This is a genomic window from Comamonas testosteroni TK102, assembly GCF_000739375.1.
GTDB classification, from domain to species: domain Bacteria; phylum Pseudomonadota; class Gammaproteobacteria; order Burkholderiales; family Burkholderiaceae_C; genus Comamonas; species Comamonas brasiliensis.
Map to the genome: position 1 here is coordinate 2,968,024 of NZ_CP006704.1, position 14,143 is coordinate 2,982,166.

The following is a 14,143-nucleotide window of genomic DNA, read 5'->3' on the forward strand; positions in this document are numbered from 1 at the left end:
GCGCTCAGGCTGCAATCACCGTCACGGCATAGCCTTTGCCGCTGGCGATCACGTCCAGCAACCGATCGATATTGGGGTGGGCTCCGGGGCGTGCCTTGGCATCTTCGGTGTGCTCGGCATACAGCTGCAGGCCTTCTTCGGCAGCTTCGACGTTGATGCTGCCATGTTTGGCGTAGAGAGCGTTGTAGATCGTGACCGAGCCAGCTTTGCCGGGCGCATTCGGGATGCTAGCGGCCAGTTGGCCGTCGGAGTCGATCAGCTGCAGCTCGGAGATATGGGCGATGGAGGGAAGTTGCTTGAGATTGTCGGCAAAGGCCATGGTGTGCTCGCAATGGTCGCTGTGATGGAAGCCGCTATTGTGGGGCTGCTTGAGGGATTGTTCAGCATCGGGCGCTGTTTTGCTCGAGCACCCGCAGTGCCTGCTGCATCTGTGCCAGCGTGGGCGCGTATTCGGGCAGCTCGGCAATCTCGTCCATCTCGCGCTGCATCAACTGCTGCACCAGGGCTGCCAGATCCTGCCAGTCAGAGTCGCTCAGCAGGGCCTGGGCCGTCTGCAGCAGGTCGGTCTGTATTTCATATGACAGCGAGAGCTTGCGCACCACATTGAGCGCAAAGGGGGGGCACAGCAGAATCTGAAGCGCTGTCGAGCGTGCGAAGGTCTGGCTGCTGTGGCCCTGCCTGCCATGGCGCAGCGTCAGCCAGCTCAGCCAGGCCGTGCTCAGATAGATGAGCGCAAGTGCGATCAGCTGCAGCAGTTCGGAATGCAGCACCAGCAAGGCGGAAGGAAGGCCGAGAAACAGCAGTGCGGCGAGCAGATACAGCGGCAGTACAAATGCCTTGAAGCTGCGGGCATGTGCCTCCACGGCCGTGGAAGATCCCGCATCGGCGGGCAGCTGGATCTGCGTTGCGCTCCAGCGCTGCCGATAGACGGGCTGGTGGAGCACAAAAACAGGCAGCCACAGCACGCGGTTCTGACGCAGCTCGAAGCCCCGGCTGGCTAGCTGTGCCCGCCAGCCCGAGCGTAGCGGGCGCAGCAAACCCTCGTCGGGCTTGAGCAGCAAGGCCGCGTCATAGAGATAGAACAGGACGATGGCCAGAACTACCTGCAGCTGCGTGGAGATCGTGAAGTACAAGACGGCTTTCCGGGGACAAGACTAACCCCGCGATCTTAGCGATGCGCGGGGCGGGTTACAGACATTGAGGCCGTGGCCCGGAGACCGCCTTATTCAGCGGCCTTCTTGCGGCCAAACAATTTGCCTATGCCTGCGAACAGGGCGACCGCTGCAGCAGCGACGATCTTCCAGCCTGCGGCCAGAAAGCCAGCAATCGCGCCCCACAGGCCTTTCTTGGTGGCCACTGCGGCAGCGCCACCAAGCACCAGGGCGCCCAGACCGATGGCGGCGACCTTGTCACCGTTCTTGAACTCCGCATAGGTCTGGCCGCTGTTGTAGTCGAATCCGGCCAGCACTTTCTTGAACTCCTCGGTGTTCTGGGCCAGGGTCGCGGTATCGGAGACCAGGGTGGCCGTCATCACGCCGCTGCGGCCCAGAATGCGCGAGGTGTAGTTGACATTCTTCTCGCCCGACTCGCCGCGCAGACGCAGACCCCATTCCAGTCGCTTGGTGGCCGTGTCGTAATGTGGTGGAACCTGCCAGCCATCGGTGTACAGAGCTTCAAGACCCAGCTTCTTGCGCTGCTCGTTGCCGGCCTTGTCACCTGACTGCATGGATTTGAGCAAGTCGTCGGCATCAATCTTTTCGTCGTCCTTCACGTAGCCCGTGTCGTCATAGGAGAACACGGCAAACCAGTCCAGCGATTTGGGGGCAATCAGGAAGTGATCACTGCTGGGAGGGTTGCCAAATGCCTGTAGCAGCTTGGAGGTGTCGGCCTCGCCGAGAAAGGCATAGCCAGAGGGAATCTTGACGCTGGCCTTGTCCGCGATTTCACCCTTGCCACTTTCCTGCCAGTGCAGGGCCTTGATTTCGGCGGGTAACTCCTGAGTGGCTTCTGTCTTGGCCCAGACGCCAAGAGACAGTGACAGGCCGACAACGGCGGCCGCGATGGACTTGAACATGCAATGAACTCCCGTGTTATGAATATATTGAGGAAAGCTATTGAGAATAGCGAACTTGATTTCACATACGCATCCGAATCATCTGTCGTTGATTCGCAGGTGAAGCATAACGCGGCTCAAACTGAGCTGACAAAAGAAGCTGGAGTGATAACGCAATGCGTCATTAATATCTGGCGATTGACAGGTTTTTGAAGAATTTCCCTGGAGGTCGCTCGTATGCACAGTGCCATATCATTTTTAGAGGGGCGCAACAGCCTGGGCATGGGCAGCTGGCATCTTGGCCAGGGGCGGCGCAGCCCGAACGAAGAGAAGGCAGCCTTGCTCACCGGGCTGCAGCTCGGCCTGAACGTGATCGACACTGCCGAGATGTATGGCGACGGCCTTTCCGAGGAACTGATTGGTGATGTGCTGCGTGACCTGCCGCCAAGCCGTCTCAGGCCTTTCCTGGTCAGCAAGGTGCTGCCCATGCACGCCAGCCGCAAGGGAGTGATGCGCGCCTTCGAGGCCAGCGCCCATAGGTTGGGAGTGGACTGCATCGACCTCTATCTGCTGCACTGGCGTGGCAATACGCCGCTGGCCGAGACGGTAGCCGCGTTCGAGGAATTGAAGGCGCAGGGGAGGATTCGTCATTGGGGCGTTTCCAACTTCGACACCGACGATATGCAGGAGCTGTGGCAAGTTCCGGGTGGACGCAACTGTGTGGTCAATCAGGTGCTCTACAATGTTTTCAGTCGCGGTATCGAATATGACTTGCTGCCCTGGTGCCTGAAGAACGGCGTGACCGTGATGGCCTATTGTCCGCTGGGGCATGGAGAGCTGGTTGAGCAAAGCCTGCTGGCTGAAATCGGTGATCGCCATGATGTCAGTGCCAGCGTGGTGGCTCTGGCCTGGATCCTGCGCAGCGGTCGGGTGCTGGCGATTCCCGAGAGCGGCTCCGAAGACCATATCCGAGACAACGCCCGTGCACTGCAGCTCAAGCTCGGGCCGGAGGAGCTGGCGCTGATCGACGCTGCCTCGCCCCCGTCGCGCTTCAAGCAGCCGCTGGACATGCTCTGAGCAAGAAGTGCCTGAAGCCAGGTCGAGGCGGTGTCATGAGCGACGGTCCGTGAGATCCTCGCTGCCCGTACCAGCACTCAGGCCCGAACCCAGCCCGGCGCCCAGCCCCAGGCCTCCCGCTCCCATACCTGTGCCCTGACCGCCGGCGCCCGCGCCACCACGACTGCCCGAACCCTGGGCTTCACCGGCCTTGCGATTCCCTCCGGCTCCCCCGGTACTCGGCCTTGCAGGGCCCTGGGACGGTATCTGGAGATGCGAGGGAATGGGTTCAAGATCAAGGGCGTCGCGGATAAAGCCGCGCAGCGAGGTGACCAGAGCGGCGGTCTCGATCGGTCGACCTGCCACCATATCCTGGGCTGCCCGGGCTGCCAGTTCCACCTGCTCCTCGGTACCCAGCAGGATGATGTCGGACAGAGCGGCCTCCACGGCATCCCGGATACGACGCCGGCGCTCATTCAGGCTATCTCCGGCTGGTGTTTGTGGCGGCGTCTCATCGGTTTGCCTGAGGTCGCGCAGATGCAGAGGACTGACGCTCAGCGTGCCGGTGAACGAGCTGCCCAGCGTTTTGTAGGCGGCGGTCAAGGTCTTGAGCCGCTCGTTGATCTGCCGGTTCTCACGCTCGCGCCGCTTTTGCACGGTCTGCATGAACAACAGGCGAATGCCCATCATCAGGCAGGTCACCAGCAACAGTCCCAGCACGGTAGAGAGCAAGGAGGTCCAGGAGCTGAAATCAAGCGAAGAGCGCATGGAGTTCCTTCAGACGGAGTCGTCGGTCATAAAAGCGAGTTTGCACAATTCTTAGGCGATCCGGGCGAGTGTGGCTTGTGCCGGCAGCGCCTGTGGCAATGCTTGTCAATCGGTCTCGTGTTTTGCCATATGCTAGATAGTTGACATATCACCTAGCTGAGAAAAAAGAGACAACGTCGTGGAGCCAGTGACTAGCCGGGGCTTGAACCCCTCATGGATCATCGTCGCAGCCGGCGTCAGTGCCTCGCTGCATGTAGGCAAGCTGCCGCCCGCCGTGCCGTTGCTGCAGCAGCAACTGGGCGTGTCCCTGGTGCAGGCCGGATTTCTGCTCTCCACCGTTCAGGTGGCGGGCATGTTGTTGGGCCTGGTGGTGGGGCTGGGTGCCGACAAATGGGGTCTTCGTCGCAGCTTGCTGACGGGGCTGATGCTGATGGCTGTGTCCAGCGCGGTGGGCGCTGCGGCCACGGGCTTTGCCTGGCTGCTGGCGCTGCGCGCGCTTGAAGGCCTTGGGTTCTTGCTGGTCGCCATGCCTGCACCGGGGCTGATACGCCGCGCAGTCAAGCCGTCCGAGCTGGGGACGCGTATGGGGTGGTGGGGTTCCTATATGCCCATTGGCAGTGCCATGGGCTTGCTGCTGGGGCCATGGGTGCTGCAGGCAAGCAGCTGGCAGGTATGGTGGATTTCGCTGGGCTGCACCTCTGCCTTGGCTGCCCTTGCGGTTTGGCGCATGGTACCCGCAGATGATGCAGCAACCGATGCCCTTGCAGCCACAGCCGACGAGGGCTGGCGTCCGCGTCTGGTCCGAACCTTGCGCAGTCCCGGCCCCTGGCTGGTGTCGCTGGGCTTCATGGTGTATTCGAGCCAGTGGATGGGGGTTGTCGGATTTTTACCCACCCTGTATGCGGAGGCCGGCCTCGGTGCCAAGCTGGCAGGCCTGCTGACGGCCGTGGTTGCCGCCAGCAACATGCTGGGCAATGTGGCCGCCGGCAGGTTGTTGCATCGGGGCTGGCGTCCCGCGCGCTGCCTGCAGACCGGCTATGTGCTGATGGGGCTGACGGCGCTGCTGGCCTATGTGCAGATCGGCGGCGAGCCCTTGGCACCGCTGTGGCTGCGCTTCGTGGCCGTGGCGCTGTTCTCGGCGACGGGTGGCCTGATACCGGCCACCCTGTTCACCACGGCCATGCACCTGGCTCCCAGCCCGGCCACCCTGTTCACCACGGCCATGCACCTGGCTCCCAGCCCGGCCACCGTGTCCACCACCGTGGGTTTCATGCAGCAATGGTCTTGCGTGGGGCAGTTTGCCGGTCCGCCACTGGTGGCGGCCATGGCCATGCAGATGGGCGGCTGGCAGTTCACCTGGCTTGTAACGGGCAGCATGTGTGTGCTGGGCTGGCTGCTGGCGTTGGGAGTGGGGCGTTGCTGGAGCCGTCTCAAGGTCTGAGTTTTGATGGATATGCTCTGTATTTATGAGCTGAAAGCGCAATCTGGATGGGCGCTTGGAGTCGATCTGATGATGCTCTCTTGCGCCGGCGCATGGGCATGACTTGCAGCTCCCGCATGATTCGGGTCCGAACTGCGGTTACGCTGCAGTCTTGTGGAGGTTCATGATGCAAAAGCGCCAGTTTCTCGCCACCGCAGCTTCGCTGACGGCATTGTCATCAACGCCCTGGCTCGCGGGCTGTGCTTCGCGCCGTTCTAAGACCGCGGTCAGGCCCGCCGAGATGATCTTCTACGGCGGCCCGATTCTCACCATGAACGATGCCCAGCCCCAGGTGGAAGCCGTGGCGGTGAATGCCGGAGTGATTACCGCCGTCGGCTCGCTGCAGGAGCTGGAGTCCTTGCGCGGCCCTGGCACGCGTATGCTGGACTTGCAGGGCCGCACGCTGATTCCGGGCTTTGTGGACCCGCACAGCCATATTGGCGGCGTGGGGCTGCAGGCCATTTCGGCCAATCTGCTGCCTCCGCCCGACGGTGGCAACGCCTCTATCGCCGATTTGCAGCAGACGCTGCGCGAGTACATCCAGATCTCGCCCGAGGTCAAACAGCTGGGCATCGTGCTCGGTTTTGGCTATGACGATTCCCAGCTCCAGGAGCGGCGTCATCCCACACGCGACGATCTCGATGCCGTCTCCCGAGACCTGCCGATTGCCGTGATTCACCAGTCCGGGCATTTCGGCGCACTGAACTCCTTGGCTCTGGCCCGTGCCGGCATCGGCCCTGGCACTCCCAATCCAGAGGGCGGCGTGATCCGCCGCCGCGCCGGCAGCCCGGTACCCAACGGGGTGCTGGAGGAGAATGCCTTTTTTCACACCCTGGGCCGGATCATGCCCAAACTCACTCTGGAGCAGTCCATGGACTGGCTGGAAAAAGCCCAGCAGCTCTATCTGGAGTTCGGCTACACCACGGTGCAGGACGGGCGCTCCGACGCGGGAGCCATTGCCTCGGCTATGGCGGCGGCCGAGTCGCGCCGGCTGGTCATCGACGTGGTGTCCTATCCCGACATCCTGCAGCTGGGCGACGGCGCGCTGGCCAACAACCTGAAGTTCAGCCGCAGCTATACCAATCGCTTCCGCATTGGCGGCGTCAAGCTCACGCTCGACGGCTCGCCTCAGGGCAAGACGGCATGGCTGACCGAGCCCTATCTGGTGCCGCCTGATGGCCAGCAGCCCGGCTATAGGGGCTATGGGGTGCTCAGCGATGCCAGGGCCAACGAGCAGGTGGCCAGGGCCATCCGCAACGGCTGGCAGATTCTGGTGCATGGCAACGGCGATGCTGCTATCGACCAGTTCATCGCCGCCGTGCGCGCCAGCGGCCCCGTGGAGCAGGCGCGTGCCGTACGTCCGGTGCTGATCCACGGCCAGACGCTGCGGCGCGACCAGGTGAGCCAGCTCAAGGAGCTGGGTATCTTCCCGTCACTGTTTCCCATGCACACCTTTTACTGGGGTGACTGGCACCATGATTCGGTGCTCGGCGATCCGCGCGCGCAGAACATCTCGCCGACTGGCTGGGTGCTGGGCGAGGGCATGGTGTTCACGTCTCATCACGATGCGCCTGTGGCCCTGCCATCGTCGATGCGTGTGCTCGATGCCACGGTGAATCGCACAACGCGCTCGGGCCGTGTGCTGGGGCCCGAGCATCGCGTCTCGCCCTGGGTAGCGCTCAAGGCGCAGACCATCTGGTCGGCTTACCAGCATTTCGAGGACGACCGCAAGGGGTCCATCGAGGTCGGCAAGCTGGCCGACCTGGCCGTACTGTCGGACAACCCGCTGACCGTGCCGCCGCATCAGCTTGCCAGCCTCCAGGTGCTGGAGACTATCAAGGAAGGGCGCACGGTATACAAGCGTGTTCTCTGAAGCTCCTTATTTGAGAGCTTAGATCGCTTTATGGGTAAGCGATTTGGCGTATTTTGATGTAATTTTCATGCGTCACGCGAGCCTATCAAGGCGCGCAAAGCGCGCTCCAGCTGCCGGGCATTTTCATGCACCAGCAGCCATTCGGGCTGCAGCACTGGCTCAGGTTCCGGTGGCGCAGGGCAGTCATCCATGGTCGCCAAAGGATCATCGGCCTTGAGGGCAACCACGGTTGGCTGGTTGGCCAGATCAAGGCAGGCATGCGTCAGCCGGCGGCAGTAGTCGGAGATTGCCGTGGGAGGAGCCATGCCGGTATGTGCAGTGGCTCGGTTCAGACTCTCGGCCAGCAGCAAGGCTGTCGCGTAAACGCGCACCGCATGGCGGTCATAGCGGCGGGTGACAAAAGCCAGTCGCTCGGCATTGAGCCGTCCGCGCAATGACCAGCGTCGCGAGGAGTGGGCCTGACCTACGGCGGCGCGCAGGGCGGCCAGCGATTCATGGGCCAGTGATAGCTGGCCAAGGGCGGTTTCTGCCGCATCGGCGTTCTGCTGCTGGCAGGCCTTGAGAATCAAATCCAGTCCATTGGCCAGTTGCTTGAGAAAGATCGAGGCGGCCCGGCCCATATCCTTGATGGGATTGGAGGTCAGCAGCACCTGGCTGAAGACAAGCCCGACCGCAGCACCGACCGTGACGTCCAGCAGACGGGCTCCGCCCGCCATGCTGGGGCCGAGCACCAGCACCAGAATCACCGAGACCCCGGCTTGAATCGGCACCACGGGCGCGGGGCCGATGCTGGCGCCCAGCAGGATGGAGAGGAATGCGCCCAGGCTCATGCGCAGCAACAGGTGCTGCTCGGGCAGCTGCCACAGCAGATCGCCGATCACGATGCCGAGTGTGCAGCCTATGAGCAGACTGCGTGCCTGCTTCAGATGGCTGGGCAGCCCGGGTGCGAGGCAGATCACGGCGGTGACCACGGCGAAAGCCGGCTTTGGGTGGCCCCAGAGCTGCTGGGCGATGACCCAGGCCAGCATGCTGGCCAGTGCTGCGGCAAGTGCATCACGCAGGGCCAGCCTGGCTCTTGAAGGCAAAGTGGTCTTGGCTCGGCGCCAGGCCAGCATGAAGGGGGTGCTCCAGCGCAATCTCAAACTCCTTGGCATAGCCTCTGATCAGACTGTGATTCAAGGATGTTAGAGGGCGCAGCGAGATTGCTTTGTGGGAAATACGCCACGTCCTCCGAAAATGCAGCGGCATTGTGCCGCAGTCCGCCGAGTCGTCGTACTGGGCCGGGGACTCGAGAAAGCCGCTGGTGACGATGCCTGGTGCTGATATGGCCGAAGAAGCGCTTGTGAATCACGCCGCCTAAAAGGAGCTGCCTCAATGCTCTTGCAGCAGAGCCTGAATGCAATGCCATTCGGCCTCGGTCACCGGGGTGATGGAGAGGCGATTGCCTTTTTGCAGTACACGCATCTGCTGCAGTGGAGCTTGTCCGCGCAGCTCGGCCATCAGCAGCGGCCGGGTTTTCTTCAGTGCCTGCACGTCCAGCGTCAGCCAGCGCGGTTTGTCGACCGGGGACTTGGGGTCGTAGTAGGGATCCTCAGGATCAAACTGTGAGGGGTCCACGCGCAGATTGCCGGCAATGCGGGCTAGGCCGTAGATGCCGGGTTCGGCGCAACTGGAGTGCCAGTACAGAACGCCGTCGCCGACCTGCATATCGTCACGCATGAAATTGCGGGCCTGGTAGTTGCGCACGCCGTTCCAGGCAATGGTCTGTCCGGGGGCTGCCAATGCGTGGTCGATGGAGTACTCGTCAGGCTCGTTCTTCATGAGCCAGTAACGCTGGGCCAGGGTGCTGCTGTCGTTCATAGCTGGATTGTCGGTGAGGAAGTGGCGGGCTTAGTCATGAGGGCCGCGTTGCCAGGGGCCGCGATCTTGCTGCTGCCAGCTGCGTACCAGATCGCTATTGCGTTGCAGCAGGTTGCGGGTGTCCAGCCAGCGGCCGGGAATGTCCAGCTCGGCCTCTTCGACCACGCGCATGCAGTCCTGAATATGGCGCTCTCCCAGAAAGCGCAGCGTGGCGTAGCCTATCGATGCCGCTGCGAGCTGGCCCAGTAGCGGCACATATTTGGCGGCCTGTCTGGTGCTCATGCGCAGTCCCATGGCTTTGCCAAGACGCAGCACCATATCGCGGGTGATGAACTTGCCGATCAGCACGGAGCCGACCATGGCGACGGCTTTCTGCACCTGCTCGCGCTTGCCTGGCGTGAGCTGGTCGAGCTGCTCGGGTGTCAACCCGAATTCCTGGTTGATGCGCGGATAGAGCTGCGCTAGCAGGGCAGCATCGGCAGCCCAGTCCAGCCCTGGTATCGGAATGGTGCTGGCAGCAGCGCTGATGAGCGCACGCTTTCTGAGCAGCTTGCGGGCCCGTGCAGCGGCCTGTGCAATGTCTTTGCGCTCTGCTCTGGTCGCGCTGAGATTTCTCAAACTCGGGTCTTTTTTCCACATATACGGTAAGAAGATGCAGGAAATAGAAAAAGGGGCCCAAGGGGCCCCTTTTGTTCGGAATTCAGATTCAGTTGGCCTTATCGCGCACCATGCCATAAATAAACAAAAGAATCACTGCTCCAACCACCGAGGCAATCCAGCCTGCGGTTTGCCCGGGCTGGTACCAGCCCATGGCCGAGCCCAGATAGGTGGCTACAAACGAGCCCACGATACCGAGAAGAATCGTCATGATCCAGCCCATGCTATCGTTGCCGGGCTTGATGGCCCGTGCAATCAAACCGACGATAAGACCGATGATGATGGTTCCGATGATGGACATAGTCTGTTCCCTGTTGGTGCTTTGACGAAAGTCACTCTACGCGGGCCCAAAGCCCGACTCTGTCGGACGATTCTGAATGTCGGCGCGAGCGGGCTTCTTCCATGGAGGCGGAGGGGTGAGGCGGGCTGCCAAGGCCAGAAACGAAAAAAGCCTGCACAAAGCAGGCGTTTCTTGCAGGCGCCTGATGGGGTGTCAGGGCTGCAGGGGGCCCAGGGCGCTGTAGGCTGCCGCCGTGGTTGCCGAGGCATCGGCACCTTCGACACGGCGGGCGCCGTCGAAGCGACGCGCCCAGTAGGAGGTTTGCATGCTTTCCACACGCACGCTGGCGCCGGTACGAGGTGCGTGGATGAATTTGCCGTCACCCACATAGATGCCCACATGACTGAATGTGCGGCGCATGGTGTTGAAGAACACCAGATCGCCTGGCTTGAGGTCGTTGCGGTCAATTTGCTGAGTGGCGTTGGCCTGTTCGGCAGAGACGCGAGGCAGAACCTTGCCCATGGTCTGGGAGTAGATGGCACGCACGAAACCGCTGCAGTCGAAGCCAGTCTCAGCGTTGGTGCCACCCAGGCGATAGGGAACGCCAAGGAAACCCATGGCTGTCACCACCAGATCGGAAGTTTTCTCGGCCACGTTCTGACGTGCTTCACGCACGAAGTCAGTCGTCTTCTCGGCCACGGAGTGGCGAGCTTCACGCAACTGGGTGATGAGGCCGCGGTTGACCAGCAACTGGGCCATGTCGTCGTCACGCTGCTCGCTGGGCGCCGCGTGCGCAGAGGTAACGCCGACAAATAGAAGTGCAATAAGCCATCGGGACATGGGGCGTGAGGGTAACACGTTCATTTGTAGGATGGGGGCTCTATTTCCAATTTTTTCTCTTGGTTTTTGATGCAGCACAGCAAGTGAGCTGCGGGCATAAGCTTATTGCGTGAGCTGCTCTCAAATTTGCAGCGTATGACAGTACGTAATTTCCCCATTCTGGTGAATGCGGGTCGGGAATGCACCAATTCATGGTATTGACACAAAAAAGGCGTTGCATTGACGGACTCTCTGCCCCGGAATGCGCTTGCAGCGACAATAGCGCCATCGATTGCAGCCGATGCGGCGCGCTTGCTCGGCGCGTTGCACGTCGGTCCTGCGCAAGCGCTGCGCTTTTTTGGCGGCAGGCTTGACACAGTTTTAAGAAAGATTTGCCATGTTGTTAGAAGCTTCCGAGTCGCAACTGGTTCTGGTGGACTACCAGGACAAGCTGATGCCCGTCATCCATGAAGGCGCTCAAGCGCTGGCCAATGCCGTCAAGCTGGCCAAGATGGCGCAGTTGCTGGAGGTGCCTGTCTGGGGAACGGAGCAGAACCCTTCGCGCCTTGGCGCCAACAATGCGGAGCTGAAGGCACTTTGCCAGAAGACGCTGGAGAAAATGTATTTCAGCGCCGTACCTGAGGGGCTGGGTGAATGGCTGCGTCCTCCTGCCAAGCCGCAGGGCGGCAATGCGCGCAGCCTGCCCAAGCATCTGCAAAAGCCGCAGCAGCAGGCGCCCGAGCGCAATATGGTGGTGATTGCGGGTTGCGAAACCCATGTCTGCCTGTTGCAGACAGCGCTGGAGCTGCTGGAAGACGAGTTCGATGTGTGGGTGGTGACGGATGCCTGCAGCTCGCGTACCGAGCGTAACCGGGATGCTGCGTTTGACCGTCTGGCGGGTGCCGGCGCCGAGCTGGTGACCACCGAGATGGTGATGTTCGAGTGGCTGCGCACCTGCGAAGACCCCGCCTTCAAGGAGATGCTGGCTCTGGTCAAGTAATCGCCTGCAGTCAGTCAATGGAGTAAGCGCCCTTCCTTGGGCGCTTTTTCTTTGGGCGATGCATTGGCGCGCCAGGTCTCTATTCAAGGATGTCAAGGTCTCTTGAGCCGAGCCCGGCCCCGCGACGGCCTTCATGGTTTGAGCCACTAGCACTGAGCTGCATGGATGCAGTTGTCAAGCCCTGTCAGTTTTGGGCAAGCGCGTTATGAATAATTATGAATTCAGAAAGCTCTCTGCAAAAGACGGAGAGTCAAGGAGACATATTCATGACCACGCGTTTCGACGATTTTTATCAGCGTTCCATTGATGACCGCGACGGCTTCTGGGCGGAGCAGGCCGGTCTGGTCGATTGGCAGCAGAAGCCCCAGCAGATCTGTGACTACAGCCAGCCGCCATTTGCCAAATGGTTTGTGGGCGGCACCACCAATCTCTGCCATAACGCCATCGACCGTCATCTGGCGGCGCGCGGCGATCAGAATGCGCTGATCGCCGTTTCTTCCGAAACCCAGACCGAGAAGGTCTACAGCTACCGCGAGTTGCATGCGGAAGTCAACCGCATGGCAGCCGTGCTGCAGTCGCTGGGCGTACAAAAAGGCGACCGGGTGCAGATCTATATGCCCATGGTTGCCGAGGCCTGTTTTGCCATGCTGGCCTGCGTGCGCCTGGGCGCCATTCACTCCGTGGTGTTCGGCGGCTTTGCCTCGGGCGCACTGGCGTCGCGCATCGATGATGCCGAGCCCAAGGTCATCATCAGCGCCGATGCAGGCTCGCGTGGCGGCCGCGTCGTGGCTTACAAGCCTTTGCTGGACGAAGCGCTCAGGCAGTCCAGCCACCAGCCCGCTGCCGTGCTGATGGTCAACCGCGGACTGGCTGAAATGCCCATGAAGGCCGGCCGCGATCATGACTGGTCGGCCTTGCGCGCCCGGAATCTGGATGCGCAGGTGGATTGCGTCTGGGTGGAGTCAACCCATCCCAGCTACACCCTCTACACCAGCGGCACCACGGGCAAGCCCAAGGGGGTGCAGCGCGATACGGGCGGCTATACCGTGGCACTGGCGGCCAGCATGCCGCATATCTTCGATGCCCAGGCGGGGCAGACCTTCTTCTGCACCAGCGATATCGGCTGGGTCGTGGGTCATAGCTACATCATCTATGCGCCGCTGATTGCAGGCATGGCCACGGTGATGTACGAGGGCCTGCCGGTCAACCCCGATGCCGGCATCTGGTGGAGCATTGTCGAGAAATACAAGGTCACGCACATGTTCTCGGCGCCGACGGCGATTCGCGTGCTCAAAAAGCATGATGCCGATTACCTCAAGCGCTACGACATCTCCAGCCTCAAGGCACTGTGGCTGGCCGGCGAGCCGCTTGACGAGCCCACGGCGACCTGGATCAGCCAGGCCATCAACAAGCCCATCATCGACAACTACTGGCAGACCGAGACCGGCTGGCCCATCATGACGCTGTGCAACGGCGTGGAAAAACAGGCCACGCGCTTTGGCAGTCCGGGCCGGGCGGTCTATGGCTACAACGTCAAGCTGATCGATGACGCCAGCGGCGAGGAGTTGATCCAGCCGAACCAGAAGGGCGTGCTGGCGATTGAAGGTCCGCTGCCGCCCGGTTGCATGCAGACGGTCTGGCGTGACGACAACCGCTTTGTCAACACCTACTGGAAGAGCATTCCGGGCCGCCTGATCTACAGCACCTTCGACTGGGGTATCCGCGACGAGGATGGCTATTACTTCATCCTCGGCCGTACCGACGATGTGATCAATGTGGCAGGCCATCGTCTGGGCACGCGCGAGATCGAGGAGTGCATCTCTGCCCATGCCCAGATTGCCGAAGTGGCCGTGGTCGGCGTTGCCGACAATCTCAAGGGGCAGGCTGCGCTGGCCTTTGCCGTGGTGCGCGATGCCGCCTTGGTGGCCGATGAGGCCTCCAGCAAGGCCCTGGAAGCCGATGTGATGAAGCTGGTCGATGCGCGTCTGGGGGCGGTTGCGCGTCCGTCGCGCGTGATCTTCGTGACGGCTCTGCCGAAGACGCGCAGCGGCAAGCTGCTGCGCCGGGCACTGCAGGCCGTGGCTGAAGGTCGTGATCCCGGTGACCTGAGCACCATGGAAGATCCGGCGGCCCTGACCCAGGTGCAACAGCGGCTGTAACTTCCGCAACGGTGGTTGCAGAGCTTCATTCCCGTGGCCAGCGTCGGCTGGACGGCGCAACGGGATTTCGGCGAATCCAGAGTTCAAGGCCTGCGACCATCAAGGCGCAGGCCTTGCTGTTTGCAGCCTAAAATCGCC

14 protein-coding genes are annotated in these 14,143 nt (G+C 61.7%); 5 read left to right on the forward strand and 9 right to left on the reverse strand.

Annotated features, from left to right (window positions below; all coding sequences use genetic code 11):
- Positions 1 to 4: 4 nt before the first annotated feature.
- From O987_RS13355 to O987_RS13365, 3 genes are all read right to left on the reverse strand, one after another.
- Complete coding sequence (locus O987_RS13355) at positions 5 to 319, reverse strand: DUF2322 family protein (RefSeq protein WP_003055311.1); 315 nt, start codon at positions 317 to 319, stop codon at positions 5 to 7.
- 61 nt (positions 320 to 380) lie between these two features.
- The gene (locus O987_RS13360) at positions 381 to 1,133 is read right to left on the reverse strand and encodes a hypothetical protein (RefSeq protein WP_043372772.1); all 753 of its coding nucleotides are present in this window, start codon (positions 1,131 to 1,133) and stop codon (positions 381 to 383) included.
- Positions 1,134 to 1,222: 89 nt separating this feature from the next.
- Complete coding sequence (locus O987_RS13365; protein WP_003055309.1) at positions 1,223 to 2,074, reverse strand: DUF2167 domain-containing protein; 852 nt, start codon at positions 2,072 to 2,074, stop codon at positions 1,223 to 1,225.
- Positions 2,075 to 2,290: 216 nt separating this feature from the next.
- Between O987_RS13365 and O987_RS13370 the strand changes: the two genes are divergently transcribed.
- Positions 2,291 to 3,130, forward strand: a complete 840-nt coding sequence (locus tag O987_RS13370) for an aldo/keto reductase (RefSeq protein ID WP_043372774.1) — start codon at positions 2,291 to 2,293, stop codon at positions 3,128 to 3,130.
- 33 nt (positions 3,131 to 3,163) lie between these two features.
- Here the strand turns inward: O987_RS13370 and O987_RS13375 are convergent, their stop codons facing one another.
- The gene (locus O987_RS13375; protein WP_043372776.1) at positions 3,164 to 3,877 is read right to left on the reverse strand and encodes a hypothetical protein; all 714 of its coding nucleotides are present in this window, start codon (positions 3,875 to 3,877) and stop codon (positions 3,164 to 3,166) included.
- Positions 3,878 to 4,055: 178 nt separating this feature from the next.
- On the opposite strand from O987_RS13375, the gene O987_RS13380 reads away from it, so the two are divergent.
- The gene (locus tag O987_RS13380) at positions 4,056 to 5,318 is read left to right on the forward strand and encodes a CynX/NimT family MFS transporter (protein WP_043372778.1); all 1,263 of its coding nucleotides are present in this window, start codon (positions 4,056 to 4,058) and stop codon (positions 5,316 to 5,318) included.
- A 166-nt stretch (positions 5,319 to 5,484) separates the two neighbouring features.
- Complete coding sequence (locus O987_RS13385) at positions 5,485 to 7,230, forward strand: amidohydrolase (protein ID WP_043376452.1); 1,746 nt, start codon at positions 5,485 to 5,487, stop codon at positions 7,228 to 7,230.
- A gap of 65 nt (positions 7,231 to 7,295) precedes the next feature.
- Here the strand turns inward: O987_RS13385 and O987_RS13390 are convergent, their stop codons facing one another.
- From O987_RS13390 to O987_RS13410, 5 genes are all read right to left on the reverse strand, one after another.
- Positions 7,296 to 8,366 (reverse strand): FUSC family protein, encoded by a 1,071-nt coding sequence (locus tag O987_RS13390; RefSeq protein WP_235214378.1) that lies wholly within the window; start codon positions 8,364 to 8,366, stop codon positions 7,296 to 7,298.
- Positions 8,367 to 8,601: 235 nt separating this feature from the next.
- Complete coding sequence (locus tag O987_RS13395) at positions 8,602 to 9,090, reverse strand: EVE domain-containing protein (RefSeq protein ID WP_043372781.1); 489 nt, start codon at positions 9,088 to 9,090, stop codon at positions 8,602 to 8,604.
- 30 nt (positions 9,091 to 9,120) lie between these two features.
- Positions 9,121 to 9,708, reverse strand: a complete 588-nt coding sequence (locus O987_RS13400; RefSeq protein WP_419177858.1) for a hypothetical protein — start codon at positions 9,706 to 9,708, stop codon at positions 9,121 to 9,123.
- 88 nt (positions 9,709 to 9,796) lie between these two features.
- Positions 9,797 to 10,048 carry a GlsB/YeaQ/YmgE family stress response membrane protein gene (locus tag O987_RS13405; RefSeq protein WP_003055295.1) on the reverse strand — a complete coding sequence of 84 codons (252 nt, stop codon included), beginning with the start codon at positions 10,046 to 10,048 and terminating at the stop codon, positions 9,797 to 9,799.
- Between the two features lie 192 nt (positions 10,049 to 10,240).
- Positions 10,241 to 10,867, reverse strand: coding sequence for a C40 family peptidase (locus O987_RS13410; RefSeq protein WP_034399326.1), 627 nt, complete (start codon positions 10,865 to 10,867; stop codon positions 10,241 to 10,243).
- Positions 10,868 to 11,243: 376 nt separating this feature from the next.
- Between O987_RS13410 and O987_RS13415 the strand changes: the two genes are divergently transcribed.
- On the forward strand, positions 11,244 to 11,846 hold the full coding sequence (locus O987_RS13415; RefSeq protein ID WP_003055289.1) for an isochorismatase family protein: 603 nt from the start codon (positions 11,244 to 11,246) through the stop codon (positions 11,844 to 11,846).
- A gap of 266 nt (positions 11,847 to 12,112) precedes the next feature.
- Positions 12,113 to 14,005, forward strand: coding sequence for a propionate--CoA ligase (locus O987_RS13420; protein ID WP_043372802.1), 1,893 nt, complete (start codon positions 12,113 to 12,115; stop codon positions 14,003 to 14,005).
- Positions 14,006 to 14,143: the final 138 nt, after the last annotated feature.